Source organism: Loktanella atrilutea, assembly GCF_900128995.1.
GTDB classification, from domain to species: domain Bacteria; phylum Pseudomonadota; class Alphaproteobacteria; order Rhodobacterales; family Rhodobacteraceae; genus Loktanella; species Loktanella atrilutea.
This window is the reverse complement of record NZ_FQUE01000002.1, coordinates 474,092-499,866: the sequence shown is the minus strand read 5'-3', so window position 1 is coordinate 499,866 and position 25,775 is coordinate 474,092. Positions and strand designations below refer to the sequence as shown.

The 25,775-nt window shown below is 66.6% G+C and carries 24 protein-coding genes and 1 tRNA gene; 10 read left to right on the top strand and 15 right to left on the bottom strand.

Annotated features, from left to right (window positions below; all coding sequences use genetic code 11):
* The first annotated feature begins 13 nt into the window (after nucleotides 1-13).
* The 7 genes from BUA54_RS07625 to BUA54_RS07595 all read left to right on the top strand — a co-directional run bounded on the left by BUA54_RS07625 (nucleotide 14) and on the right by BUA54_RS07595 (nucleotide 7,966).
* On the top strand, nucleotides 14-1,123 hold the full coding sequence (locus tag BUA54_RS07625) for a M24 family metallopeptidase (protein ID WP_072856618.1): 1,110 nt from the start codon (nucleotides 14-16) through the stop codon (nucleotides 1,121-1,123).
* Nucleotides 1,117-2,124, top strand: a complete 1,008-nt coding sequence (locus BUA54_RS07620) for an ABC transporter permease subunit (RefSeq protein ID WP_072856617.1) — start codon at nucleotides 1,117-1,119, stop codon at nucleotides 2,122-2,124. Before BUA54_RS07625 ends, BUA54_RS07620 begins: the two co-directional genes overlap by 7 nt.
* A gap of 1 nt (nucleotide 2,125) precedes the next feature.
* Nucleotides 2,126-3,031: an ABC transporter permease subunit gene (locus BUA54_RS07615; RefSeq protein WP_072856616.1), complete on the top strand. Its 906-nt coding sequence runs from the start codon at nucleotides 2,126-2,128 to the stop codon at nucleotides 3,029-3,031.
* Between the two features lie 4 nt (nucleotides 3,032-3,035).
* On the top strand, nucleotides 3,036-4,013 hold the full coding sequence (locus tag BUA54_RS07610; protein ID WP_072856615.1) for an ABC transporter ATP-binding protein: 978 nt from the start codon (nucleotides 3,036-3,038) through the stop codon (nucleotides 4,011-4,013).
* Nucleotides 4,010-4,972 (top strand): ABC transporter ATP-binding protein, encoded by a 963-nt coding sequence (locus tag BUA54_RS07605; protein WP_072856614.1) that lies wholly within the window; start codon nucleotides 4,010-4,012, stop codon nucleotides 4,970-4,972. Before BUA54_RS07610 ends, BUA54_RS07605 begins: the two co-directional genes overlap by 4 nt.
* Before the next feature lie 200 nt (nucleotides 4,973-5,172).
* Nucleotides 5,173-6,876: an ABC transporter ATP-binding protein gene (locus BUA54_RS07600; RefSeq protein WP_072856613.1), complete on the top strand. Its 1,704-nt coding sequence runs from the start codon at nucleotides 5,173-5,175 to the stop codon at nucleotides 6,874-6,876.
* 31 nt (nucleotides 6,877-6,907) lie between these two features.
* A complete protein-coding gene (locus BUA54_RS07595) occupies nucleotides 6,908-7,966 on the top strand; it encodes a siderophore-interacting protein (RefSeq protein WP_178352721.1) in 1,059 nt (352 codons plus the stop codon).
* Here the strand turns inward: BUA54_RS07595 and BUA54_RS07590 are convergent.
* The 14 genes from BUA54_RS07590 to BUA54_RS07525 form a co-directional block, all read right to left on the bottom strand.
* Nucleotides 7,963-8,835, bottom strand: coding sequence for an energy transducer TonB family protein (locus BUA54_RS07590; protein ID WP_072856612.1), 873 nt, complete (start codon nucleotides 8,833-8,835; stop codon nucleotides 7,963-7,965). The genes BUA54_RS07595 and BUA54_RS07590 overlap by 4 nt on opposite strands.
* Nucleotides 8,832-9,209 carry an ExbD/TolR family protein gene (locus BUA54_RS07585; protein ID WP_072856611.1) on the bottom strand — a complete coding sequence of 126 codons (378 nt, stop codon included), beginning with the start codon at nucleotides 9,207-9,209 and terminating at the stop codon, nucleotides 8,832-8,834. The genes BUA54_RS07590 and BUA54_RS07585 overlap by 4 nt, the downstream gene beginning before the upstream one ends.
* Nucleotides 9,206-9,589, bottom strand: a complete 384-nt coding sequence (locus BUA54_RS07580) for an ExbD/TolR family protein (protein WP_072856610.1) — start codon at nucleotides 9,587-9,589, stop codon at nucleotides 9,206-9,208. Before BUA54_RS07580 ends, BUA54_RS07585 begins: the two co-directional genes overlap by 4 nt.
* Nucleotides 9,590-10,252 (bottom strand): MotA/TolQ/ExbB proton channel family protein, encoded by a 663-nt coding sequence (locus BUA54_RS07575; RefSeq protein ID WP_072856609.1) that lies wholly within the window; start codon nucleotides 10,250-10,252, stop codon nucleotides 9,590-9,592.
* On the bottom strand, nucleotides 10,249-11,100 hold the full coding sequence (locus BUA54_RS07570; protein WP_072856608.1) for an ABC transporter ATP-binding protein: 852 nt from the start codon (nucleotides 11,098-11,100) through the stop codon (nucleotides 10,249-10,251). Before BUA54_RS07570 ends, BUA54_RS07575 begins: the two co-directional genes overlap by 4 nt.
* The gene (locus tag BUA54_RS07565; RefSeq protein WP_084114200.1) at nucleotides 11,097-12,152 is read right to left on the bottom strand and encodes a FecCD family ABC transporter permease; all 1,056 of its coding nucleotides are present in this window, start codon (nucleotides 12,150-12,152) and stop codon (nucleotides 11,097-11,099) included. The genes BUA54_RS07570 and BUA54_RS07565 overlap by 4 nt, the downstream gene beginning before the upstream one ends.
* Entirely contained in the window at nucleotides 12,149-13,168 is a 1,020-nt protein-coding gene (locus BUA54_RS07560) for a FecCD family ABC transporter permease (protein WP_084114198.1), read from the bottom strand. The genes BUA54_RS07565 and BUA54_RS07560 overlap by 4 nt, the downstream gene beginning before the upstream one ends.
* Nucleotides 13,165-14,154 carry an iron-siderophore ABC transporter substrate-binding protein gene (locus BUA54_RS07555; RefSeq protein ID WP_072856607.1) on the bottom strand — a complete coding sequence of 330 codons (990 nt, stop codon included), beginning with the start codon at nucleotides 14,152-14,154 and terminating at the stop codon, nucleotides 13,165-13,167. The genes BUA54_RS07560 and BUA54_RS07555 overlap by 4 nt, the downstream gene beginning before the upstream one ends.
* A 60-nt stretch (nucleotides 14,155-14,214) precedes the next feature.
* A complete protein-coding gene (locus BUA54_RS07550) occupies nucleotides 14,215-16,332 on the bottom strand; it encodes a TonB-dependent siderophore receptor (RefSeq protein ID WP_072856606.1) in 2,118 nt (705 codons plus the stop codon).
* A gap of 441 nt (nucleotides 16,333-16,773) precedes the next feature.
* Nucleotides 16,774-16,863, bottom strand: a tRNA-Ser gene (locus BUA54_RS07545).
* A 145-nt stretch (nucleotides 16,864-17,008) separates the two neighbouring features.
* Nucleotides 17,009-17,617 carry a glycerol-3-phosphate 1-O-acyltransferase PlsY gene (gene plsY, locus BUA54_RS07540; protein WP_072856605.1) on the bottom strand — a complete coding sequence of 203 codons (609 nt, stop codon included), beginning with the start codon at nucleotides 17,615-17,617 and terminating at the stop codon, nucleotides 17,009-17,011.
* Nucleotides 17,610-18,893 (bottom strand): dihydroorotase, encoded by a 1,284-nt coding sequence (pyrC, locus tag BUA54_RS07535; protein WP_072856604.1) that lies wholly within the window; start codon nucleotides 18,891-18,893, stop codon nucleotides 17,610-17,612. The genes plsY and pyrC overlap by 8 nt, the downstream gene beginning before the upstream one ends.
* Nucleotides 18,894-18,962: 69 nt before the next feature.
* Nucleotides 18,963-19,484 carry a hypothetical protein gene (locus tag BUA54_RS07530; protein WP_072856603.1) on the bottom strand — a complete coding sequence of 174 codons (522 nt, stop codon included), beginning with the start codon at nucleotides 19,482-19,484 and terminating at the stop codon, nucleotides 18,963-18,965.
* 105 nt (nucleotides 19,485-19,589) lie between these two features.
* Nucleotides 19,590-20,540 carry an aspartate carbamoyltransferase catalytic subunit gene (locus BUA54_RS07525; RefSeq protein WP_072856602.1) on the bottom strand — a complete coding sequence of 317 codons (951 nt, stop codon included), beginning with the start codon at nucleotides 20,538-20,540 and terminating at the stop codon, nucleotides 19,590-19,592.
* Nucleotides 20,541-20,681: 141 nt separating this feature from the next.
* On the opposite strand from BUA54_RS07525, the gene BUA54_RS07520 reads away from it, so the two are divergent.
* Complete coding sequence (locus BUA54_RS07520; RefSeq protein WP_072856601.1) at nucleotides 20,682-21,479, top strand: uracil-DNA glycosylase; 798 nt, start codon at nucleotides 20,682-20,684, stop codon at nucleotides 21,477-21,479.
* Nucleotides 21,480-21,510: 31 nt separating this feature from the next.
* Here BUA54_RS07520 and BUA54_RS07515 read toward each other — a convergent pair whose 3' ends face one another.
* Nucleotides 21,511-23,028 (bottom strand): MORN repeat-containing protein, encoded by a 1,518-nt coding sequence (locus BUA54_RS07515; RefSeq protein WP_072856600.1) that lies wholly within the window; start codon nucleotides 23,026-23,028, stop codon nucleotides 21,511-21,513.
* A 135-nt stretch (nucleotides 23,029-23,163) separates the two neighbouring features.
* On the opposite strand from BUA54_RS07515, the gene BUA54_RS07510 reads away from it, so the two are divergent.
* Together BUA54_RS07510 and BUA54_RS07505 are read left to right on the top strand one after the other, a co-directional pair.
* A complete protein-coding gene (locus BUA54_RS07510; RefSeq protein WP_072856599.1) occupies nucleotides 23,164-24,825 on the top strand; it encodes an NAD+ synthase in 1,662 nt (553 codons plus the stop codon).
* 224 nt (nucleotides 24,826-25,049) lie between these two features.
* Entirely contained in the window at nucleotides 25,050-25,733 is a 684-nt protein-coding gene (locus BUA54_RS07505; protein WP_072856598.1) for a DUF1236 domain-containing protein, read from the top strand.
* Nucleotides 25,734-25,775 lie beyond the last annotated feature (42 nt).

The window sequence follows — 25,775 nt, the reverse complement described above, 5'->3', positions numbered from 1 at the left end:
GGAAAATCCCCACATGTCCCCATCCTTAGCTCACCGCCTTGCGGACTATGCCGCTGTCGCCGCCGATCTGGGGGTCGATGCCGTGGCGCTGGTCCCCGGGCCGAATTTCATGCGCGCCGTGCGGCACGGGTTCGGTGGCAATGAACGCCCGCTGGTGCTGATGATCCCGGCGAAGGGTCCGGCCGCGGCGGTGGTGCCCAACCTTGAACTGGGCAGCTGGGAACTGGTCGGCTTCGACGGCGCGATCTTCGACTGGCGCGATCAGGACGGCTATGCCAAGGCCTTTGACGATTTGATGCGGCACCTCGCCATCTCCTCTGTCGCGGTCGAGGGGCAGGTGATGCGCGTCTTCGTGCATCACGCGATGCTGGCGGCGCAGCCCGATCTGAGGATCGTGGATGCCGAGCGCGAGATTTCCGCCCTGCGGATGATCAAGACGACCGAGGATCTGACGGCCCTGCAGCGGGCCATCGACATTTCCGAACGCGCCCTGACGCGGACGCTGGACACCGTCCGGCTGGGGCAGACCGAAAAGCAGATCGAACAGACCCTTGTGCAGATGCTGTTCGAGGAAGGCGCCGACGGCCTGTCGTTTCCGCCCATCGTCGCCGCCGGCGACAATTCGGCGCGACCCCATGCCCATGCCCGCGACGACTATGCCGTCAAGGCGGGCGACGCGCTGCTGCTGGACTTCGGCGCGCGCAAGGACGGCTTTTGTGCCGACATTACCCGCACCGTGTTTCTGGACCATGTCACCGACGAAGGCCGGGCGGTCTACGACACCGTCCTGCGTGCCAATCTGGCGGGGCTGGACGTCACCCGCGCCGGTGTCACGGCCCACCAGATCGACGATGCCGTGATTTCAGTGCTGGAGGCTTCGCCCTTTGCCGACCGCATCCGCACCAAGACGGGCCACGGTCTGGGCCGCGATGTGCACGAGGCACCCTACATCATGCGGGGCAACCACATGGTTCTTCCGGAGGGAACGGTCTATACGAACGAACCCGGCCTGTATCAGATCGGCAATTTCGGCGTCCGGATCGAGGATGACGTGCTGATCACGGCGGACGGATACGAGACGCTGACCCATTTTCCGAAGGACCTGACGGTGCTGTCATGCTGAACTACGTCCTTGGCCGGCTGCTGACGTTCATTCCGACGTTCATCGGGGTGACGCTGATTTCCTTCGGGTTCATCCGGGCGCTGCCGGGCGATCCGATCACCGTCATGGCGGGCGAACGCGGCGTGTCGGCAGAGCGCTATGCCGAACTGAAGGTGCAATACGGGTTCGACCAGCCGATCTACGTCCAGTTCTGGGACTACCTGACCGGCGTGCTGCACGGGGATCTGGGCACGTCCTTTGTGACAAAACGCCCCGTCTTCGACGAATTCTTCGCCCTTTTTCCCGCAACGCTGGAACTGTCGATCTGCGCGATGATCTTTGCGCTGCTGCTTGGCCTGCCGGCGGGCGTCATCGCCGCCGTGAACCGGGGCAAGTTCTTTGACCGGGCACTGATGTCGACGGCGCTGGTGGGCTATTCGATGCCGATCTTCTGGTGGGCGCTGCTGTTGATCATCGTCTTTTCCGGCAATCTGGGCTGGACCCCGGTGTCGGGCCGGATCGACCTGCTGTATTACTTCCCCGACGCCACCGGTTTCATGCTGATCGACAGTCTGGCATCGGGTCAAAGCGGCGCGTTCAAGTCCGCCGTGCTGCACCTGATCCTGCCGACCGTCGTGCTGGGCACGATCCCCCTTGCCGTCATCGCGCGCCAGACCCGGTCCGCCATGCTGGAGGTGCTGGGCGAAGATTACATCCGCACCGCACGTTCCAAAGGCATGTCGCCGGGGCGTATCAACGGCATCCACGCCCTGCGCAACGCCATGATCCCGGTCATCACCGTCATCGGCCTGTCGGTCGGCACGCTGCTGGCGGGCGCGATCCTGACCGAGACGATCTTCAGCTGGCCGGGCATCGGCAAGTGGATGGTCGACAGCATCTTCCGCCGCGACTACCCGGTGGTGCAGGGCGGTCTGCTGCTGATCGCCGTCATGGTGATGATCGTCAACCTGACCGTCGACATGCTCTACGGCGTCATCAACCCCAAGATCAGGAAGCGCTGAGATGGATGAAGCACTCTCTGCCGAAGCCGAGATGGTTCACGAACGCCCGGGCCGCCTGCGCGAGTTCTGGTTCTATTTCCGGGAGAACCGTGGCGCCGTCATCGGGTTGTGGATCTTCGTCGTCTTCGCGATCCTCGCCGTCTTCGGCCCGTGGATCGCGCCGCACGACGCCACTGCCCAGTTCCGCAGCGACACGCTGGTGCCGCCCGTCTGGCAGGAGGGCGGCGACTGGCGGTTCATCCTGGGCACCGATCCGCTGGGACGGGACATGCTGTCGCGGCTGATCGTCGGCGCGCGGTTCTCGTTCTTCGTGGGCATCGTGGTCGTCACCGTCGCCGCGACGGGGGGCATCCTGATCGGTTTGCTGGCGGGCTTCGCGCCAAAGTGGCTCGACGGGATCGTCATGCGGATCATGGACATCATCCTCGCCTTCCCGTCGCTGCTGCTGGCGCTGGTGCTGGTCGCGATCCTCGGGCCGTCGCTGATCAACGCGATGATCGCCATCGCGATCGTGCTGCAGCCGCACTACGTCCGGCTGACCCGGGCCAGCGTGATCTCGGAACGGCAGAAGGATTACGTCACCTCGGCCCGGGTGGCCGGGGCAGGGCTGTGGCGGCTGATGTTCGTCACCGTGCTGCCGAACTGCCTTGCGCCGATCATCGTGCAGGCGGCGCTGTCGTTCTCGACCGCGATCCTCGACGCGGCGGCGCTCGGCTTCCTCGGCATGGGGGCGCAGCCGCCGACGCCGGAATGGGGCACCATGCTGGCCGAGGCGCGCGAGTTCATCCTGCGCGCCTGGTGGGTCGTCACCTTTCCGGGCATCGCGATCCTCGTGACCGTGCTTGCGATCAACCTGATGGGGGACGGCCTGCGCGACGCCCTCGACCCCAAACTGAAACGGAGCTGAGCTGATGGCATTGCTGCGCATCCGCAACCTCACCGTCGAATTCGCCACCGCATCGGGCCGGTTCCGGGCCGTCGACAGCGTCGATCAGGACGTCGACACCGGGGAAATCCTGGCCATCGTCGGCGAAAGCGGGTCGGGCAAGTCGGTGTCCATGCTGGCGGTGATGGGCCTGCTGCCCTGGACCGCCAAGGTCACGGCGGACGAGATCACCTTCGACGGCCACGACCTGCTGCGCATCGACAACCGCGCTCGCCGCCGCATCATCGGCAAGGATCTTGCGATGATCTTTCAGGAGCCGATGTCTTCGCTGAACCCCTGTTTCACCGTCGGCTGGCAGATCAAGGAGGCACTGCGCTTCCACCTTGGCATGGACCGGCGCGCGCGTCACGCCCGGGCGGTCGAACTGTTCGAGCAGGTGGGCATCCCCGACCCGGAGAAGCGGCTGTCGGCCTTTCCGCACCAGCTGTCGGGGGGCATGAACCAGCGTGTGATGATCGCCATGGCCATCGCCTGCAAACCCAAGCTGCTGATCGCGGACGAGCCGACGACGGCGCTTGACGTGACAATTCAGGCCCAGATCCTTGATCTGTTGGCGTTTCTGCGCGACGAAAGCGGCATGGGGCTGGTGCTGATCACCCATGACATGGGCGTGGTGGCCGAAACGGCGGAGCGGGTCAGCGTGCAATACGCGGGTCAGAAGGTCGAGGAACAGTCCGTCGTCGACCTGTTCTCGACCCCGCACCACCCCTATACGGCGGCGCTGCTGGACGCGCTGCCGGAACGGGCGACGGAACGTCTGCTGCCGACCATTCCCGGCGTCGTGCCGGGGCAGTTCGACCGGCCGGCGGGATGCCTCTTCTCGCCCCGGTGCAAGTTCGCCGATGCGCGGTGCAAGTCGACGCCGCCGCCGGTGCTTGGACCGGACCTGGGTTATGCACGCTGTTTCTATCCGCTGAATACCGACGAAAGGATTGCATCATGACCGATACCCCGGTGATGCAGGCCAAGGCGCTGGAACGACATTACGACGTCAGCGGCGGTTTCCTGAAGAAATCCCGCGTCCTGAAGGCCGTGGGCGGACTCGACTTTCAGGTGGTGCCCGGCAAGACGCTGGCCGTCGTGGGCGAAAGCGGCTGTGGCAAGTCAACCCTCGCGCGGATGGTCGCGATGATCGAGGAGCCGACGAAGGGCACCCTGACCCTCGACGGCAAGGACGTGCTGCCGGAGAACTGGGCCGACCAGCGCAAGGACGTCCAGATCGTCTTCCAAGACCCCTACGGATCACTGAACCCGCGCCAGCGCATCGGCACCATCCTGATGGAACCTCTGGTCATCAACACGACGATGCCGAAGGCGGAGCGTGAAGCCAAGGCGCGCGACATGCTCAAGCTCGTGGGCTTGCGGCCCGAACATTTCGACCGCTACCCGCATATGTTTTCCGGCGGGCAGCGACAGCGGATTGCGGTCGCTCGCGCGCTGATGCTCGACCCCAAGGTGCTGGTGCTGGACGAGCCGGTGTCGGCGCTGGACCTGTCGATCCAGAGTGCGATCCTGAACCTGCTGCTGGGGCTACAGGACCGGCTGCAACTGGCCTATCTGTTCATCAGCCACGATCTGGGCGTCGTGCGCCACGTGGCGGACGAGCTGATCGTGATGTATCTGGGTCGCGCGGTCGAGAAGGGGCCGAAGGACGCGCTGTTCGCCGCGCCAAAGCATCCCTATACCGTGGCGCTGCTGTCCGCGACGCCGCAGGCGGATCCGACCAAGGACAAGAAACGCATCAAGCTGGAAGGCGAATTGCCCTCGCCCCTGTCCGTGCCGGACGGCTGCCCCTTTGCCCCGCGCTGCTGGAAGGCCCAGCCTAAGTGCCGGGCAGAGCGTCCGGAACTGGGGACAGGCGCGCATACGGCGGCCTGCTTCTTTCCGGAGAACGAGGGGTAGGCGCAGAGCGACCGCGGAGGCGGGGCGGCAGAGGATATTCCTGCATCTTTTGATGCTTCTGCGATTTCCGCGCTATTCCTGACTATAATAGTCTGATACTGCTGGGCAGGGATACGCGTCGCCGTGTGGCGGATGGCGCGTTCCTCAAGCCATGTGTCGGGGCGGTCGATCCAGTCCTCGCAGACGAGGACGGATCGCAGATGTTGCGCCAGTTCTATGCCTACTACCGCCCCTGGGCGGGTCTGTTCTGGCTCGATTTCGGCTGCGCCGTGCTGTCGGGATTGCTGGAGCTTGCCTTTCCGCTGGCAATCAAGGGCTTCATCGACGTGCTGCTGCCGCGTGGTGATCTGTGGCTGACGATCCTCGTGTCCGTCGCCCTGCTGGCCGTCTATCTGGTCAATACGGGCCTGATGGCCGTGGTCATCTACTGGGGCCACAAGCTGGGCATCAATATCGAGACGGAGATGCGCCGCCGCGCGTTCGAGCATCTGCAGCGGCTGTCCTTCGCCTATTTCGACAAGGTGCGGACCGGGAAGCTGGTCGCCCGGGTCACCCGTGATCTGGAGGAGATCGGAGAGGTCGCGCACCATGGACCGGAAGATCTGTTTATCGCGGTGATGACCTTCGTCGGGGCCTTTCTGCTGATGATGACGATCAACACCGATCTGGCCCTGATCACCGCGGCCATCGTGCCCGCCAGCGTGGCGATCGTCACGATCTTCGGCGGCCGCATGACCAGCGCGTGGCAGGCGATCTATGCCCGTGTCGCCGATTTCAACGTAAGGCTGGAGGAGAACGTCGGCGGCATGCGCGTCGTGCAGGCCTTTGCCAACGAGGAGCACGAGAAGCAGCTTTTTGCCCGCGACAATGCCCGCTACCGCGACACCAAGCTGCTGGCCTACCGCACGATGGCGGCCTCTGCCTCGCTGAACTACATGGGGATGCGAATGATCCAGATCGTGGTCATGGTCGCTGGTGCGGTCTTCGTGCTCCGCGGCGATCTGACGACCGGCGGCTTCGTCGCGTTCCTGCTTCTGGTCGGCGTGTTCTTTCGTCCCATCGACAAGATCGCCGCGGTGATCGAGCTTTATCCGCGGGGCATCGCGGGATTCCGCCGCTACCTCGATCTGCTGGCCACGGCGCCGGATATCGCGGACCGTCCCGACGCCCGGCCGGCGCCGGATCTGAAAGGGTCGATCACGTTCGACGGCGTGGGCTTTGCCTACGCGCCGGACCGGGCGGTGCTGCAGGACATCTCTGTCACCGTGGCGCCGGGCGAGACGCTGGCCTTCGTCGGTCCGTCGGGTGCGGGCAAGACGTCGCTGCTGGCGCTGGTGCCGCGGTTCTACGACCCGCAGGCCGGGCGCATCCTGATCGACGGCATCGACATTCGCGACATGACGCTGCAAAGCCTGCGGCGGCAGGTGGGCATCGTCAGTCAGGATGTCTTCCTCTTCGGTGGCACCCTGCGCGAGAACATCGCCTACGGTCGGTTTGACGCGACCGAGGATGACATCCGACAGGCGGCGGCGCAGGCACAGCTGTCGTCCATGATCGCGGGCCTTCCCGAGGGACTTAATACGATCGTCGGCGAACGCGGTGTGACCCTGTCGGGTGGTCAGAAGCAGCGCGTCGCCATCGCGCGCGCTTTCCTGAAGAACCCGCCGATCCTGATTCTGGACGAGGCGACCTCGGCCCTCGACACCGAGACCGAGCGCCAGATTCAGGCGGCATTGGAAGCGCTGTCGGTCGGCCGCACGTCGCTGGTGATCGCCCATCGCCTTGGCACGATCCGCAATGCCGACCGCATCGCCGTGATGGTCGAGGGGCGGATCGTCGAGACCGGTCGCCATGCCGACCTGATCCATGCCGAAGGCCACTACGCCCGGCTGGCCGCCGCATGACGGTGTCAGGACAACGCTCGAGGATCATCCCATGACATCTGCCTTTCATCCCGCATCGGCCCCGGTGATCCTGACGACCGAGACCCGTCACGATGGTCCGTTGCCCGCCCGGTTGCTGAACCACATCCATGATCACGTGATCGAATACGGGCTGCCGGTCACGCGCGGGCCCCACGGCCTCGACCTGATGCGGGGCGATGCCCGTGTGGCGATCCATGCCGTAGACGACCGCTTTGACGTCCGTATCACGGCGCCGACGGAGGTGATGCTGCATCAGGCCCGGGAAAGCGTCATCTACCTGCTCGATCACGTCATGCCCGACATTAGCGGCAGGCTGGCGTGGACCGGTCCGGCGCCTGCCAGTCATCGTCCGCCAAACTTTCATCTGGCAACGGTCCGGAGCACGGACCGGGTCGGTGCGCATTTCATCCGGGTCCATATGGCGTGCGACGATGTCGCGGCGTTGTGCGTGGGTGGGATGCACTTTTCGCTGTTGTTGCCGCCGGGGGGCCGCGCCCCTGTCTGGCCCATGCTGAACGACCGGATGCGCACGGTCTGGCCTGCAGACGCCGATGCCCTGCACCGGGCGCCCTATACCTTCGTCACGCGCGATCCCGCGCAGGGCACATTCAGCTTCGACATTTTCATCCACGACGGCGGCCGCACGACGACATGGGCGCAGAGCCTCGTGGGTGGAGAGGTCGTGGGGGTCATGGGGCCAGGCAGCGGCGACCATCCGGTCACGGACGACCTGCTCATCGCCGGTGACGAGACGGCCTTGCCCGCGATCCGCAGCATTCTGGAGCAGGCTCCGCGGCACCTGCGCGGTCGCGCGGTGATCGAGGTGGGCGATCCGGCGGACATCGTGGCACTGGCCATGCCGTCCGGCATGTCGCTTGACTGGATCGTGCGGGGACCGGACAGCGACCTGTGGTCGTGGCTGCGACGCGTGGACAGCCTGTTGCCGGACACATTCGTCTGGATCGCTGCGGAACAGGCGACGATCCGTCAGGCCAAGGCGCATTTCAAGGCGCTGGGGCTGACCCGCGACCGCAGCTACATCTCCTACTACTGGACGCGCCAGCTTTAACGGTTGAAGGCCATCGGCAGGGTGAAGCTGTGCGCCCCCCCGCCGATGCCGGCGGGCGCTGCGGGGAACCGCCCCGCCCGCTGCACCGCGGTCAGGGCCGCCTGATCGAGGGCCGCGTTGCCGGAGGATCCCGCAATGCCAAGGCCCCGAAGTTGCCCGTCCGCCCCCACACGGATCGCGACCTGCACGGTGCCGGAGGCGCCGCCGGCGGCGCGGGGATAGGACTTGCGCCGTTCGATCCGGGATCTGATTTCGCCGCCCCAGCGGGCCATCAGGCTTTGGACCTGTGCCGCGCTGGCCGTCGGCGCCGGGCTGGTGCCTGCGGTGCCGGCTGCAGCACCACTGCCCTGACCCGCAGCGCGTTGCGCCGGCGCAGCCGGACGGGGTGCCGCCTGCTGCGGTGCGGGTGCGGGGGGCGCCTGACGCGCAGGCTGCGGCGTTGGCCGCGCTGGCCGGTTCACGGGACGCAGCGACGCCTGCGGGGCAAAGCTCGGCGCGGCGGTGACGGCCTCCGGCAGGGGTTCCGGCGGCGGGGCCTGAGGTGCGACCGGCAGGGCGGGGCTTGCGATGTCGGGGGTGGACATGTCCGGTGGGGCCGCCATCGGCGGAGCCTCTGCCGTCATCGGAGGGGCAGACGGGGCCGCGGGCATGGATGGCGGGGCTGAGACCGTCACCTCTGGCGGGCGGTCCCATTCCGCGACCATGTCGATCACTGTGGCGCTGGCCGCTTCAAGGGATACCATCGCCTCTCCCCCGTCACCGGTGGAGGTCGCCCCATCCTTCGGTTCCTGGCGATAGGCCGCCAGCGCGCCGAGGTGCAGCGCAACAGCCAAGGAGCCGAAGACCAGCCATTCGGCAGGGCGCCTCATGGTGCTGCCGTGACGAGTGTAATGGCGTCAAAGCCGGCCGCCGCAAGGCGGGGCAGCAGGGCGGCGACCGTCGAGGCGGGCACCGCGGCGTCGGCCTTGATGGTCAAGGCGGCCGGTTGTGCCGCGAAGAGCGCCGCCAGTGCCGCATCGCCCTGTGCCGTGTCGTAGGCCGGCGTGCCGTCGGCGGAGATGAACAGCGTCAGGTCGCCGTCGCTCGGGTCGTCCATGGTGGCGACGGGCGGCGTGACCTCTACCGGTTCGGGCGGCGTGATCTGCGCCGTCATCAGGAAGAAGATCAGCAGCAGGAAGACGACGTTGATCATCGGCACGATGCTTTCGGGCGGTGTGCGCCGGGGCGGCATGTCGAAGGTCATGGCGCCGCGACCATCACGACGCGGGCATGGCCCGCCGCGTTCATCGCCAGCATCACATCGACGGCGCGCTGCAGGTCGGTGTCCGCCGCGGGCCGCAGGACGATCATGTCCGTGGGGGCCTCGGTCATCGTGTCCAGTCGTGCGACCAAAGCATCGAGCGGCATGGAGACGCCGTTCAGCGCCAGACCGTCGGGGGCGACGTCGACCAGACGCGGTGGGCCGGAATAGGCCTCTCCCGATCCGGCGGCGATCAGGGGCAGGGCCGTGTCCATCCCGAAACGGGCGGCAAGCATGAAGAACACCAGCAGCAGGAACACCACGTCGATCATCGGCGTGAGGCTTGGCTTGCGGCGCGGGCGGGGGGTGTCGAAGGTGAACATTCAGGCGGCCGCGGCGACCGCGGTATCAGGTCTGCGCAGAAAGATCCGCGACGCCGTATCCTCCATGTCGAACCGCAGACGGTCGACGACGCTTTCGAACCAGGTCAACGCCACGGACGCGGGGATGGCGACGCCCATCCCTGCAGCTGTTGTCAGCAGAGCCTCCCAGATGCCGCCGGCCAGTGCGGCCGGGTCGGCGCGGACGCCGGACTGTTGCAGCGCCTGAAAGGCGCCGATCATGCCAAGGACCGTGCCCAGCAGTCCCAGCAAGGGTGCGATGGTGGAGATGAGTTCGAGCGCGCGCAGGCCGCTGCGCGCCTGCTCCAGCGATCCGCGTGCGACACGGGCGGTTTCCTCGCGCGCGGCGGCGTCGTCGCGATCATCGTGGCAGGATGCGCGCATGGCGGTCAGGGCGACGCGTGCACGCAGGGACCGGGAGGATTGCAGCAACGCAACGGCCGCGCGATCGTCATGATCCTGCCACAGCTGCACCGCCCGTCGCGTGCGGCCGCCGGCCCAGGCCCCGAGGCGGACGAGGCGGTAGACCTTCCACAGGATGATGGCGAGGGTGGCGACGGAGAGCGCCGCGATGACGATGATCGCCGGGCCGCCGATCGCCATGAGATCCTGCAGGGCGGCGATGGTCGTGTCGAGGAGGGTCATGTCGGGCTCGCTTTCGTGGGAACTGATCGAAGGGGTTTCATGACGCGCGGTGCGGTCCGGTCGTGACGGCTGCGGGGCAGCATCATCGGTTTTCCGGACACCGGGTCGGTGATGATCTGGCATGCCAGACCGAAGACATGGCGCACCGTGTCGCTGGTCAGGACGTCCTCTGGCGTGCCGGCGGCATGCAGGTGCCCCTGCGCCAGCGCCAGGATGCGGTCCGCATAGCGCGCGGCGAGGTTCAGGTCGTGCAGCACCATGACGATGGTCGTACCGTCGGCACGGTTGAGGTCAACCAGCAGATCCAGCACCTCGATCTGGTGCGCGATGTCGAGGAAGGTCGTCGGCTCGTCCAGCAGCAGCACATCGGTCTGCTGGGCCAGTGCCATGGCGATCCAGACCCGCTGCCGCTGCCCGCCGGACAGGGCGTCGATTTCGCGCTCTGCCAGATCGGCCGTGCCGGTTACCGTCATTGCGCGCGCGACCGCGGCATCGTCCGCGGCTGTCCAGCGCGACAGCATTCCATGATGCGGATGGCGACCGCGCGACACGAGGTCGGCCACGGTCATGCCGTCCGGCGCGGTCGGGGACTGCGGCAGCAGGCCCAACCGCTGTGCTAGCGCGCGGGGCGGCGTATGGTGGATCGACTTGCCGTTGAGCAGGACCTGTCCGGTCGCGGGGACCAGCAGGCGCGACATGGTGCGCAGCAGCGTGGACTTGCCGCAGGCGTTGGCCCCGACGATGGCGGTGATTCCGCCTTTGGCGACATCCAGGTCGAGGGACTGAAGCACGGTCCGGTCGCCGTAGCCGGCGGTCAGGTTGCGGGCGGAAAGGGAAGATCCGGTCATGCGACACGTCCTGTCCGGTTCATCCGGACGATGAGATACAGAAGGTAGGGACCGCCCAGCGCGCCCGTCACCACGCCGACCGGGTAGCGGTTGGGCAGCAGGAACTGTCCTGCATAATCGCCGCCCAGCACCAGCACCGCCCCGACCAGCGCAGCCGGCACCAGCACCGGGCGGCCCGGGCCGACGATCCAGGCCGCTATGGGTCCCGCGAGGAAGGAGACGAAGGCGATCGGTCCGACCGCCGCCGTGGCGGTGGAGATCAGTCCGACGATGCCGATGATGACCTGCAACCGCACCGCACCCAAGCGCACGCCTAGCGCTGCAGCCTTGTCGTCGCCGAGACGCAGGGCGTCAATGTCGCGGGATCGCACCAAAAGGAGACTGCCGAAGGTCAGCAGGGCCGTCAGCAGGGGAAGGGCCTGCCCAAGTCGCGCACCGTTCACGCTGCCGGTTAGCCAGCGCAGGGCCTCTTGCAGGCTCCAGGCCGGAGCCTGCAGCAGGACGTAGGCGGTGACGCTGTTCAGCATGGCGGCGATGCCGATGCCGATCAGGATCAGGCGGGCGCCGGACAGCCCGTCGCGCCACGCGAGGGCATGGATCAGCAGGGCCGTCCCCAGCCCGCCCACGATGGCAAGCACGGATATCGCCGCACCGGACCATTGCAGCATGACGATGCCAAGGACCGCCGCCGCCCCGCTGCCGGCGGTGATGCCGATGATGTCGGGGCTCGCCAGCGGATTGCGCAGCAGGGTCTGGCAGGCGGCCCCGCCGAGACCGAAGGACAGGCCCGCAAGCACCGCCAGTGTCATGCGCGGCAGGCGCAGCGTGCCGACGGTGAAACTCGCACCCGGCACATCCTCGCCGCTCAGGACGCGCAGCACGACGTGCAGCGGAGTCGTCGACTGGCCGACCATGAGGGTCAGGACGCCACCCGCGATCAGCAGGGCGGCCAGCGCCGCCACGATTTGCAGGCGTCGCCGCTCTCGCCTTCGGCGCTGATGCGACAGCTGCGGGATCAGGTCGGCGTGTGTTCGGGGCGGGCTGACGATCACAGGTCGCGCACCTGCCGCCGACGGACGATCCAGATGAAGACGGGGGCGCCGATGAAGGCGGTGACGATGCCGACGTCGACCTCTGCCGGGCGGGCGATGACGCGTCCCAGCACGTCTGCCGCGATCAGCAAGGCCGCCCCCGTGACTGCAGACAGCGGCAGCAGCCAGCGGTGATCGACGCCCACCAGCAGGCGGCACAGATGCGGCACGATCAGCCCGACGAAACCGATAGGCCCGCAGATCGCGGTCGTGACACCGCAAAGGAGAACGGCGCTGACCAGTGCCGCGCCGCGGGCAAGAGGCACGCGCACGCCGAAGGCGGAGGCGGTTTCGTCACCCAAGGCCAGCATGTTCAGGTGTCGGGCCGACAGCAGGCCGACCACCAGTCCGACCAGAAGGAACGGCAGCATTGGAATGACGCCGGTGAAGGTCGCACCGCCGACGCCGCCGACCTGCCAGGACTGCACCGCCCCCGCGATGTCGTTCCGCCCAAGGATCACCGCCGTCACACAGGACCCCGCCGCGATCGAGGTTGCGGCCCCGGCCAGCGTCAGTTTCAGCGGGGTTGCCCCGCCCCGGCCGAGCGATCCGACCGCGTAGACGAAGCAGGATGCGGCACCCGCACCCCCGATGCCGGCCCAGACGTAGGCGCCGAGCGTGTCGATCCCGAAGTATGCGATGGCGATGACGACGGCCAGCGCCGCACCGGCGTTCACGCCCAGAAGCCCCGGATCGGCAAGCGGATTGCGCGTGACGCCCTGCATCACCGCCCCCGCAAGACCCAGCGCCGCGCCGGCCAGCGCCGCCAACGCCGTGCGCGGCAGGCGCAGGGCAACGGCCGCCTGACCGATGGTCTCGGTTCCGCCGGTCAACGCGGCGCCGATATCGTCCCAACCGACCGCGCGCGTGCCGACCGTCACCGACAGCACGGCCGTCAGGCACAGGGCGGCCAGCGCCAGCGCGAGCCAGCCCGGGCGCCCGATCGCCACCCGTCGGATATGCAGGATCGCCGTCATTCTGCCTTGCGGGCGGCGTCGGCGAGCAATGCCACGTAGTCGTCCAGTAGCCAGCTGATCGACAGCGGCGTGGGGTTTGCCGCCGTGCCAAGCGCGTCGTCGCCCAGAAGCACGACAGACCCCGATTGCACCGCCGCCATGCGGGAGGCGAGCGGATTGCCTTTCATGGCATCGCGCAGCGCGGCGGTCCCGTAGGTCACGACGATATCCGCATCTGCGAAGTCGTCGATCCGCTCTGCGCTGACCTGCGCGGAAAACCGTCCGTCCGAGGAGGCCGCCTGCACGCTGGCGGGAGAGGCGAGGCCCAGATCAGCGAAGAAGCGGACGCGTGTATCGTTTGCCGTGTAGAATGAAATCGTGCTGAGGTCTCGGGCGTCGAGGTGGGTGACGAACATCGCCGTCTTGCCCGCGAGTTCCGGATGATTGGCTGTGGCCTGCGCGATGGTCCGATCCAGTTCGACGATCAGATCCTCGCCCGCATCCACCATGCCAAGGCCCGCGCTGTTCAGCCGGATCATCTCTCGCCAGTCGGTGGCCCAGGGCTGGTCGGGATAGGCCACCACCGGCGCGATCTGGCTGAGCGTATCGTAGTCCACCTGCGAAAGACCGGAATAGGCGGCGAGGATGACGTCGGGCTGAACCGCGGCGACCCCCTCGAAATCGATGCCGTCGCCTTCGTCGAAGAGGGGCGGCGCGTCGGCGCCAAGTTCCTTCAGGCGGGCGTCGACCCAAGGCAGCAGGCCATCGCCGTCAACATCTCCGAAGTTCGCCCGTGCAAAGCCGACGGGCACGACCCCCAGTGCCAGCGGCACCTCCTGATTGGCCCAGGATACGGTGGCCACCCGTTCCGGTTTCGCTGGTATCATCGTGGTGCCGAAGGCATGCTGGATGGTCAGCGGATAATCCTGCGCGCAGGCGCCCTGACCTGCGCCGGCCAGCGCCAGGACAAGCGGAAGCGCTCTTGATATGGGATGCGATAGGGACATGGGTCCTTTCCTTTGTCGTGCGGCGGATGCGCACCCGCCCGCAGGCCGGTGCGCGCCCTGTCACCAGCTTCTGCGAAGGGTCACGGCCACGTTGCGGGCCGGGTTGTAGTAGTTCGCGGTGCCAGAGCCCACAACATGCTGTTCGTCGAACAGGTTGCTGACATTCAGCGCCACCTCTGTCGCGGCGTCGAAGGCGTAGGTATAGGCGGCGTCGACGAGGATCGCGGCCTCTGCCTTGTCGGCATTTGGCAGCCCGAAATAGTAGTCACCCAGGTAACGCGCACCGATGCCGAAGGTCTGTGCGCCCAGGTTGCCGGACTCCGGCACGGCATAGCTCATCCACAGGGACGCCGTATGCCGCGGGACGTTGGCGAAGGCTTGCCCCGACACGTCGGTCCCACGCACGACCGCCCGTTCGACTTCTGCATCGACATAAGAGTAGCCGCCGATGATGCTGAGGTTGTTGGACAGCTCGGCCTTGCCCTCGATTTCGAACCCACGCGCACGGGTCTTGCCGACCAGTTCGCGGGTGATCGACCCGTCGGCCTGCACGACCGGGACGGTGATATTGTTCTTTTCCAGATCGAAGGCGGCGGCAGAGATCAGGGCGGTCGTCCCGGCCGGCTGATATTTCACGCCGACCTCGTATTGATGACCGCGTTCGGGAGAAACCCCGAACTCCGGCGGGGCGACGGACTGGACGTAGCTGGCATAGGTCGAAAGACCCTCGTTGATCTTGTAGGTCAGCGCGCCGCGCCACGACGTTTCGGCAAAGTCGTCCTGAAGGTCCGACGGCACGCCGAAGCTGTCGCCTACGCTGGCCAGTTCCAGCCAGTCGCGTCGCAGGCCGACCGTCGCGATGAAGCGGTCGTCGAACGACAGGTTCTGCTGCACGAAAAGCGATTTCGTCGTATAGTCCTCGTCCGCGGTGGCGTAGGGTGTCAGACCGACCGGCGCGCCGGAGTAGACCGAGTCGGCCACGTCGATCGCCGGTGCCGCGGTATAGTAGGACGCGCTTTCGGTCTGGGCGTCGCGGAACTCGATCCCCGCGAGCGTGCTGCTGTCGATGGCGCCAAATTGCGCATCGTACTGCACCATCACGTTGCCGATCAGTTCCTGCGCCGTCCTGTCGGTGCCGAAGAAGGCACGGTCGAAGACGGTGCCGGTCCCGGTGCCGGGATCGACGATGTAGGCATAGCCGAAATCGTCTGTCAGGTCGCTGTAGCGCAGGTTGGCCCGAAGGTTCAGGCCATTCGCGAATTCATGCCGCAGGAACGCCGAGAGTGTGGAACGGTCGACGGCGTGGTCGTTATAGTCCGGTTCACCGAAGAAGTCGGAACGGTCGTACTGCCTGTCCATCGGATAGCCGCCGCTGTTGGGCGTGCCGTCGCGGGTCAGCCGGTCGAAGGTGACCGTCAATTCTGTGGCATCCGACGGCGACCAAGTCAGACCGCCCATCAGAAAGGTCGAATCGTCCCGTGACGTCGCGTAGTCCAGCCCGCTGTCCTGTGCCTTGGCGGTCAGGCGATAGGCGAGCGTCGCTTCGTCGTCCAGAATGTCGCCGAAATCGATGCCCACCTCTGCGTGATCGTTGCTGCCAGCGGTCAAATAGGCATCGCCGAAGCGTTCGAACCGCGGCGTCTTGGTTACGAAGTTGATCGAACCGCCCGGATCGGAGACGCCGAACAGGGTGGAGTTCGCACCGCGGATCGCCTCGACCCGTGCATAGGCGAAAGGATCTTCCCGCACGCCACGCATGGATCCGAGGGTCATGCCCTCGCGGTAGCTCGTCGCCTGAAACCCGCGCATCAGGACATAGTCGTTGCGGTCGTCCGATCCGTAGAAATCGGTGTGAATGCCCGGGGTGTATTGCAGGACGGTTTCGAGCGTATCCGCGTTGCGGGCCTCGATCTCCTGCGCCGTGACGACGGAGACGGAGGCAGGCGTATCGAGGATGCTCGTCGCGACCTTGCCGCCGACCCACAACTCCTGCGCCACGACCGATTGCGCATCGTCGTCAACGGCGACCGCCCCCGTCACGATGATCGGCGACAGCCGGTAAGGAGTTGCTGCATCCTGCGCGAGTGCGGACATGGGCAGCAGGTTCAAGGACGTGCAGCCGAGTAGAGCATGAAGGGCAAAGCTGCGTCTGCCGCCGATGAGATGATGTTCGCGCATGTGCCCTCCAATGGACTACAAAAATAGTAAGGTATAAAAAAGTCTTTTAGTCAGGAATATGGTGGTGGCAAGGGTCATTCGTATTTGAAGCGAGGTCTTGGATTGTTGGATTGTGCCAGGTGTCCATCGGGCAGGACCGTAACTTCCGGAATACATGGGATAACCACTTGAAAGCGATTGAACCGATCAAGGGCTTGTTTAGCAAAGGCTGCGGCGATGAAACGAAGCCATAGCCATGCCCGATCGGCTGGCCCGAGGGAGGCCATGACGGGATTCTCTCATGGCTCCGAATTCTGCGAACAGCTTAGTCGCAAGTTATACGTTTATCGGTCGTATGTTCTGCGCTTCGGTCGAAGCGCGCTCGCTCCGGGGCGCAAGACCTTGGCAGAGGCCGACAAGCCTAGCTTCCACAAGTGAAAAGATCGCTCATGCAGGGGGTGGTGGCGGAGACGAAGGGATTCGAACCCTCGATACCGTTTCCGGTATGCGCCCTTAGCAGGGGCGTGCCTTCGACCACTCGGCCACGTCTCCGAGGTCGCTTTTAGGTGCCAGTCGGCGCGGAAACAAGTGCTAAAGCAACAGGCGCGGAACTGTGCGGGGATTGCCCGGATAGTCCAAGGACCGCGGTGTGATCGAGACGAGCCGGAGCACGATGGCGTACCGGGTCAAGAGATCATCAGCCTTTGGAGCCTATACGGGGTTCGGTTCCTGTGCGCAGACGGCGGATGTTGGCGGCATGGCGGATGTAGACGAGAATCGCGAGTGCAAGTGTGAGGAGCGACAAGTGACCTTGTCCGATCAAAATGACCACGACAGGCGTCCATCCGGCAGCGAGGAGCGCGGCGAGGGACGACATGCGGGCGATCCATGCCGTCAGCGCCCAGATTGCGCAGGCGATTGCGCCGCCGAGCGGTGTCAGAGCCAGCACGACGCCGAGAAACGTGGCAACGCCCTTGCCGCCACGGAACCGGAGCCACACGGGGAAGCAGTGCCCGAGGAAGGCGGCGAGGGCGGCGATCTGCACCGCATCGGGGGCGGCCATGGCGCGGGCCAACAGCACGGCGGCGGCGCCTTTCAGCGCATCGCCGAGCAGCGTGAGGGCGGCGGCGGTCTTGTTTCCGGTGCGCAGAACGTTCGTGGCCCCGATGTTGCCCGACCCGATCTGGCGCAGGTCGCCAAGGCCCATCACGCGGGCGAGGATCACCCCGGTGGGGATCGATCCGAGCAGATAGCCGATCGCGGCCCAGAGCAGCAGGACGGCGGCGGGAGAGGTGAGTTCAGGCATCGACGGACTCTCCGAACACGCGGGTGCCGGCGACCCATGTGCCGAGGACGCGGCCCTGCAGACGGGCGCCGTCGAAGGGGGTGTTCTTGGACTTCGACAGCAGGGTGCTGCGGTCCAGCACGAACGGCGCATCGGGATCGAAGAGGACGAGGTCGGCCGGCGCGTCTTCAGTCAGGCGCCCGGCGGGCAGGTTCAGCAGGTGGGCGGGGTTCAGCGACAGGGCGCGGAACAGGCGGGGCAGGTCGATCTGGTCGTTGTGCACGAGGCGCAGTGCGGCGGGCAGTAGGGTCTGCAGGCCGACGGCGCCGGGCGCGGCCTGTTCGAAGGGCAGACGCTTGGATTCCTCGTCCTGCGGGGTGTGCATGGAGCAGACGATGTCGATCAGACCTTCCGCCACCGCATGGATCACGGCCTGACGGTCGTCCTCTGACCGCAGGGGCGGGGTCAGCTTGAAGAAGGTGCGGTAGTCGGCCACGTCCATGTCGTTCAGCGTCAGGTGGTGGATGCTGATGCCGGCGGTGATCGACAGGCCGTTGCGCTTGGCCCGTTCGAGGGCGGGCAGGGCGCGGGCGGTGGTGATCTGGTCCGCGTGGTAGCGGGCGCCGGTCATTTCCAGCAGGGCGATGTCGCGGTCGAGGCCCATGCGTTCCGCCATCGGCGAGACGCCGGGCAGGCCGCGGAGAGAGGCGAACTTGCCCGTGGTCACGCAGGCGCCGCGCGACAGGCCCGGATCCTGCGGGTGACCGATTACCAGCGCGCCGAGGCTGCGGGCGTAGGTGAGGGCGCGGGACAGCACCTTGGTATCCGCGACGACCTGGGCGCCGTCGGTGAATGCCACGGCACCGGCGTCGAGGAGGAAGCCGATCTCCGTCATCTCGGTCCCCGCGCGGCCCTTGGTCAGGGTCGCCATCGGCAGGACGTTCACGATGGATTCCACCTCGGCCCGGCGGCGGACGAACTCCAGCGCCTCTGGCGTGTCGATCGGGGGGTGGGTGTCGGGGCGGGTGACCATGGTGGTGACGCCGCCGGCGGCCGCGGCGCGCCCGGCAGAGCGGAAGGATTCCTTGTGGCGCTCGCCCGGTTCCGAGACCTTGACGCCGATGTCGATGATGCCGGGGGCAAGGCAGGCGCCGTGGCAATCGATGACATCCGCGTCCTTGGGCGATTTGGCGTCGCGGGCGATGATGACCCCGTCGCGCACGGTCAGCGATCCCGAAAGGTCGGTCAACGCGACAGGGTCGATGATGCGGGCGTTGGTGAAATGGACAGTCGTCATGCGGGTGTCGATCCTTGCGGCGATGCGGCAAGGTGTAGGCAGCGCGGGCGACAGGGTCAATCTTTGCCGCTAGCTGGCGACCCAGATCATCAGGACAACCAGTGCGAAGAGAACGATCAAGGCGATGGTGGCGACCCGGCCCGACATGGCGGCCTGCGACGGCGCGGACCGCCCGCCGGGGACGGTGCCCGCCGCCGCTGCTGTTTCGACCGGCGGGGACGGCACCCGCAGGCGGGCAGGATCGCCGGTCGTCGTGACATGGGTGACCGTGTCGGCGAGGGTCAATGTCAACGCACGCCCGCGGGCGGCCCGGGACATGAGCAGCACCACGACGCCTTTCAGGTCGCGCAGGGCCGGGTCGTCTGTCGCGGTGTCCGGAATGTCGTAACCCTGATGCAGGTAATCGATCAGGGACAACCCGGCGAGGTGCCGGGTATCGACGACGTCGATGTAGTCGGGATCCAGATCATCCGTGCCGAAGAGTGCGGCAAGGGCGGCGGGCGTCCGCTCCTCCAGCCCGGCGGGGGCGGGTATCGCGATCTTGAAGATACGGATCAGGCCGTGGTCGTCGGCGGGCAGGGTCAATGTCATCGATGTGGCCTGAGTGTAGGATCATTCGAACTATCAACCGGTCCGCCCCGGTCTGGTTCCTTTTTTGCGGCCATACCGCCGCGAGGGATCTGGCCAATTGTCCGGTCAGGCGACGGCCGAGGCGCGGTCCGCCCGCAGGTTGCGCGCCAGCAGATCCATCGCGGCCATGCGGACGGCGACGCCCATCTCGACCTGGGTCTGGATGACGCTGCGGTTGATGTCGTCGGCGATGGTGCCGTCGATTTCGACCCCGCGGTTCATCGGTCCGGGGTGCATGACGATGGCGTCGGGCTTGGCGCAGGCGAGTTTCGTGGCATCGAGGCCGTATCGGTGGAAATATTCGCGTTCCGAGGGGATGAAGCCGCCGTCCATCCGTTCCTTCTGCAGGCGCAACATCATGACGACGTCGACGTCGGCCAGCCCTTCCTCCATGTCGTCGAAGACCTCGACCCCGAAGTCGGAGATGCCGGCGGGCATCAGGGTCGGCGGGCCGATCAGGCGGATGCGGTTTTCCATCTTGCCGAGCAGCATGATGTTGGACCGGGCGACGCGGGAATGGGCGATATCACCGCAGATCGCGACCGAAAGGCGGTGCAGCCGCCCCTTGGCGCGGCGGATCGTCAGCGCGTCGAGCAGGGCCTGTGTCGGGTGTTCGTGGCGGCCGTCGCCGGCGTTGAGCACGGCGCAGTTCACCTTTTGCGACAGAAGGTCGACGGCCCCGGAGGAGGGGTGACGCACGACGAGCAGGTCAGGGTGCATGGCGTTGAGGGTGAGGGCGGTGTCGATCAGGGTCTCGCCCTTCTTCACGCTGCTGGACTGCATGCCCATGTTCATCACGTCGGCGCCGAGCTTCTTGCCCGCAAGCTCGAAGCTGGCCTGTGTCCGCGTCGAATTCTCGAAGAACATGTTGATCTGGGTCATGTCCGCCAGCACGTCGCGGTGGGTCCGACCCGCGCGGGTGTCCGTCGCATAGGTGTCCGCAAGGTCGAGCAGCGTGACGATCTCGTCCGGGGCGAGGTGTTCGATGCCGAGCAGGTGGCGGGCGCGGAATGACATGAGGGCTCCTTCGCTGGTGGCGGGGTTATAGGCGGGCCGTGGCAGGGGGGCCAGCCCCCCCGGCTGCGCCGTCCCCCCGAGGTATTTGCGACGAGAAGAAGGGGACTGCGTTTCCCGGCGGGGGCGGGTAAGGTCGCGGTCATGGAGTCGCAGGAAGATTATTGGGCCGCGGTCGCCCTGCTGGACTGGCAGGTGGCGCTGGGGGCGGACGAGGCGATCGGGGACGTGCCGGTCGATCGCTATGCGCTGGATGCGGTCGTGGCGAAGCCCGCGCCGGTCGCTGTCGAACGGGGGCGGCCGCCGCCGCCGCCGATCCCGGCGCCCGAAAGCTTCGATGCGCCGGCGTTGGCGCGCGAGGCGGCGGAGGGGGCGGCCGATCTTGAAGCGCTGCGCGCTGCGCAGGAGGGGTTCACCCTGTGCACCTTGCAGCGCGGCGCGCGGCATTTCGTCTGGGCAGAGGGCGATCCCGCTGCCCGCGTCATGTGGATCGGCGAGGCGCCCGGCCGGGCGGAAGATCAGGCGGGACGCCCCTTCGTCGGGCCGGGCGGGGCTTTGCTGGACCGGATGCTGGGGGCGATCGGTCTGGACCGGACGGCCGCCGACCCCGCGCGGGCGGCCTATGTCCTGCACGCGCTGCCGTGGCGGACGGCGGGGGCGGGGATGCCGCAGCCCGAGGATCTGGCGATGATGCTGCCGTTCTTGGAGCGGCATATCGCGCTGGTGCAGCCCGACATCGTGGTCTGCATGGGCAATGCGCCCTGTCAGGCGTTGCTGGGGCGTGCCGGGATCACGCGGATGCGGGGGCGGTGGGCCGAGGTGCTGGGCCGCCCGGCGCTGCCGATATTCGCGCCGGAATATCTTCTGGCACAGCCCGAAGCCAAGCGCGAGGCCTGGGCCGACCTGCTGGCCGTGAAGGCGCGGTTGCGGGCCGGCGGCTAGCGCCGCGCCGGCCCCGACGGCCGAGCTGACGTCAGTTCCCCGCGGGCGCGTCGGCCGCAGGTGGTGCACCGTCGTCAGCCGCGGGATCGCTCGCTTCCTCCGGCGGCGGCGTGGTCGCGTCCGCGGTTGCCGGATCGCCCGTGTCCGGTGTGGCTGGCGTCAGCAGCGCCCCGTCGGCCCAATCGCCGGAGGTTTCGGTGCCGCTGGCGTAACGCATCGTGCCGGGCCCCTCGCGCCGGCCATGGACGAAGGATCCTTCGTAGATGTCGCCGTTGGCGTAGGTCGCGATTCCGGTGCCGGAAATCTCTCCACCCTGCCATTCACCTTCGTATGTGAAGCCGTCGGGCAGGGTGATCTTGCCGGAGCCGTGGCGCTGGCCGTCCTTGAATTCGCCGGTGTAGACGGTGCCGTCCGCATAGGTCGCGGTGCCGGTGCCGTTGCGCTGACCGTCGGACCAGCCGCCGGTGTAGGTATAGCCATCGGGATAGGTCATCTTGCCCTGCCCGTCGTTCTTGGCATCGACGAAGTCGCCTTCGTAGACGAGCCCGTTCGCATAGGTGGCGATGCCGGTGCCGTTGATCACGCCGTTGACCCAGTTGCCGTCGTAGGACGATCCGTCGGGATAGACGATGCGGCCCGTGCCGTTCGCGAGGTCGGCGGTGAAGTCGCCGGTGTAGACGGCGCCATCAGGATAGGTGACCTCGCCCTTGCCGTCGATCTGGCCGTCGACCCAGTCGCCGGTATAGCGATAGCCGTCGGTCCCGGTGAAGGTGCCGGTGCCGCTGCGGACGTCGTCGGCGAAGCCGCCTTCGTAGACGTCGCCGTTGGCGTAGGTCACGCGGCCCTGGCCGTCGCGCTTGCCGGCGACGAGATCGCCTTCGTAGACATCACCGTTGGGCTGGGTCAGCTTGCCCTGACCCTGGATCTGGCCGTCGACCCATGTGCCGTCGTAGACCAGCCCGTCCTTCATGGTAAGGATGCCTGTGCCGTCACGTTCGCCGGCCTTCAGCTCGCCTTCGTAGACGGCGCCGTCGGGATAGACGACCTTGCCGGTGCCTTCCTTCACGCCGTTGATCCAGGGGCCGGTGTATTCGTAGCCATCGGGGCTGCGCATTGTGCCGGTGCCGTGGTGCATGGCGTTGCGGAACTCACCTTCGTAGACGACGCCGTTCGCGTAGCGGGCGATGCCGCGGCCGGTGATTTCCCCTGCCGCCCAGTCGCCTTCGTAGGTGCCGCCGTCGGAAAAGGTGATCTTGCCGGTGCCGTCGGGCTTGCCCGCGGCGAAGGTGCCTTCGTAGACGGAGCCGTTCGGAAACACGGCGCGGCCCTGACCGGTGATTTCCCCCTGATCCCAGTTGCCGGAATACTCGTAACCATTGGGCAGGGTGTAGGTGCCCTGACCGTGCTGCTTGCCGTTCAGGAACGCACCGGTATAGACGCCGCCGTCGTCGTATTGCTTGGTTTCCGTGGTCTGGGCCAGTGCCGGAGCGATCGACAGGGTGCCCGCAAGGGTCAGTGACAGCAGTGCCGCCGTTGCAAAACGCGTCATGGATAGTCCTACCTTTGCCTCAGGCCAAAGTGGTAAAGACTCCGCCGCGCGCTGACAACGGGCAAGGGCTGCCGCCGGCGGGTTTCCCTTGGCGGGATATCTGCTATCTGCGTCACAAACCGGAGAGGGTGGCCCATGACCGACCATTACCGCATCACGCTGGCGCAGTTGAACCCGACGGTCGGCGACCTGAAGGGCAATGCCGCCAAGGCGCGGGAGGCCTGGCGGCAGGGGCGCGATGCGGGCGCGCAGATGGTGGCGCTGCCCGAGATGTTCATCACCGGCTACCAGACGCAGGACCTGATCCGCCGGAAGGGGTTCATCCTGGCCGCCGTGGCCGAGATTGCGGCGCTGGCCGAGGCTTGCGCCGACGGGCCGGTCCTGATGATCGGCGGGCCGGCGCTGGAGGGGGTGAAGCTGCACAACAGCTATTACATGCTGAAGGATGGCGCGATCGCGGGGCGCGCGGACAAGTATTTCCTGCCGAACTTCAACGTCTTCGACGAGGTGCGGCTGTTTTCGCGGGGGCAGATTCAAGGTCCCTTCGCCACGACCGGCCCGCGCATCGGCACGCCGATCTGCGAGGATGCCTGGTATCCGGACGTGGCCGAGGCGCAGGTCGAGAGTGGGGCGGAGGTGCTGCTCGTGCCGAACGGCAGCCCCTATTTTCGCGACAAGTTCGCCGTGCGGCTGAACAACATGGTGGCCCGCGTGGTCGAGAACGACGTGCCGCTGATCTATGTCAACATGGTGGGCGGCCAGGACGACCAGTTCTTTGACGGCGGGTCCTTCGTTCTGAACCGGCATGGCAAGATGGCACTGCAGATGCCCTTCGGCGAGGAAGCTGTAGCGCATGTCGACCTGACGCACGGGGCCGGGGGCTGGGTCGCGGAAGAAGGCGATTTTGCCCGGCACCCGGACAGTCTGGAACAGGACTATCGCGCGATGGTCGAGACACTGGGTGACTACTGCCGCAAGGCGGGGTTCGGGAAAGTGCTGCTGGGCCTGTCTGGCGGGATCGATAGTGCCATCGTCGCCGTGATCGCGGCAGACGCGCTGGGACCGGAGAAAGTGCGGGGCGTCATGCTGCCGAGCAAGTATACCTCTCAGGCTTCGCTGGATGATGCGCAGCGCGTGGTGGACGGGCTGGGCTGCCACTACGACACCGTGCCGATCGCGGGGCCGGTGGATGCGGTGGGCGAGGCGCTGGCGCCGCTGTTCGAGGGTCGCGCGCCTGATTTGACCGAGGAGAACATCCAGAGCCGGATGCGTGGTCTGCTGCTGATGGCGCAGTCCAACAAGTTCGGTGAGATGCTGCTGACCACCGGCAACAAGTCCGAGGTCGCGGTGGGCTACGCTACGATCTATGGTGACATGGCGGGCGGCTACAACCCGATCAAGGATCTGTACAAGACGCGCGTCTTCGACATCTGCCGCTGGCGCAACGCCAACCATCGCCCCTGGATGAAGGCGCCGGCGGGCGAGATGATCCCGGTCAGCATCATCGACAAGCCGCCTTCGGCCGAGTTGCGGCCTGACCAGCGCGATGATGACAGCCTGCCGCCCTACGACATTCTGGACGGCATCCTGAAGATGCTGGTGGACGACGAGTCGAGCGTCGCCGACTGCGTCGCGGCCGGCTATGCGCGCGAGACGGTGAAGAAGGTAGAGCACCTGATCTACGTCAGCGAGTACAAGCGGTTCCAGTCGGCGCCCGGCACGCGGCTGTCGAACCGCGCCTTCTGGCTGGATCGCCGCTATCCAATCGTGAACCGCTGGCGAGATGATTCCGTGTAAAGGTCAGCTGGGCGGTGCTGGCAACTTTGATTTGCCGGCATAGTCAAGGCATTTTCGATCGGGTCGGTGAAATCGGCCTGTTCCAGCCTTTGGGGTGGCAATTTTCTGCCTGTGCCATTTGCGGCAGAGGAACGCAGCCCGTCTGCTAGGCATTTGTCACCCAGATAGCCGACCTTGAGGGCGGTGCCGATGATCGGCGCTGCGGGTTGGCGAAGGACATGACGATGAAACTGACAACACTGACAATCGCATCCGTGATGGCGCTGGGCGCCGCTTTGCCCGCCGTGGCGCAGACCACCACCGCCAAAGCCGGGACGGAACTGAACGTCCGCGATCAGCCGTCGCCCTTCGGTGCCGTCCTCGGCGCGCTCGAGAAGGATCAGGAAGTGACGATCGACGGCTGCCTGCAGGACATCAGCTGGTGCAAGATCTCCTCCGGTTCGATGAACGGCTGGGCTTCGGGCCAGTACCTTTACGTTGAAGAAAACGCCAACGCGGTGCCGCTGGTCGACATGTCCGGCGCGGCCGAGACCGTGACCGTGATCCAGCAGACCGAGGAAGGCACGTCCAAGACCGATCAGAACGTCGCGGCGACCGCGACGGGCACCGTCGGTGCGCTGACGGCCTTTGCTCTGGGCGGACCGGCCGGTGCGATCGTTGCCGGTGCGATCGCCGGGACGGCGGTGGGTGCCGCGGCGGTCGAGCCGACGGAAGACACCATCACCTATGTCACGGCCAACCCGGTCGAGACGGTCTACCTTGACGGTGAAGTCGTGGTCGGTGCCGTGGTGCCGTCCGAGGTCACGACCTATGAGGTGCCGCAGCCCGAACTGCGTTACCTGAACATCAACGGCCTGCCCGTGCTGGTCGATGCCGAGTCGGGCACGATCGTCCGCATCGTCCGTTAATCATCGTTTGATCGATGACCGGCAGAGGGCCCTGTGCATCCG